Raw genomic sequence first — 417 nt, forward strand, 5'->3', positions numbered from 1 at the left:
AGGCTCTGCTGGCTATGCCCCGTCAGCCAACGGATGATTTCATCGACCTCTGCCTTCGTGCGCCCCTTCTTCTCTGCCTTGGCGACATAGTGGGGATAGACGCTGGCGACGCTGACTGAATAGATCCGATGCTTCGTCATGCGTGCTCCTCAAGGTTCCAGATATTTTCGGGCGTGAGATAGCTGACTTCAAGACCTCAACAAGTGGCCGACAACGGTACCAGCGTAGGGGAAACCTTCGGCTTCCGTCCACGTCGCATCAGGTGCCAAGGCCGCAAGTAGATTGCGGCCATTGTCTTCCGATGAGCCCTCATAGGTGGCCCGGATGATTTCGAGATTGGATACTATTTTCGGCCTGACGTATGGGGACACGGATACGCATCCGAGCTTGTGCACGCGGCCTTGGACGTAGCAGATC

The 417-nt window shown here is 56.4% G+C and carries 2 protein-coding genes; one reads left to right on the forward strand and one right to left on the reverse strand.

The genetic code is table 11. The annotated features are described in order from the left end of the window. On the reverse strand, positions 1–140 hold a 140-nt coding region (locus AF337_RS41155; protein WP_152971264.1), incomplete at its 3' end, for a DUF2200 family protein. Positions 141–335: 195 nt separating this feature from the next. Here AF337_RS41155 and AF337_RS41165 point away from each other — a divergent pair. Next, positions 336–417 (forward strand): GNAT family N-acetyltransferase (locus tag AF337_RS41165; RefSeq protein WP_244471353.1); only part of this gene is annotated, 82 nt, incomplete at its 3' end.

The organism is Rhizobium ecuadorense (assembly GCF_001187535.1).
Lineage (GTDB): Bacteria > Pseudomonadota > Alphaproteobacteria > Rhizobiales > Rhizobiaceae > Rhizobium > Rhizobium ecuadorense.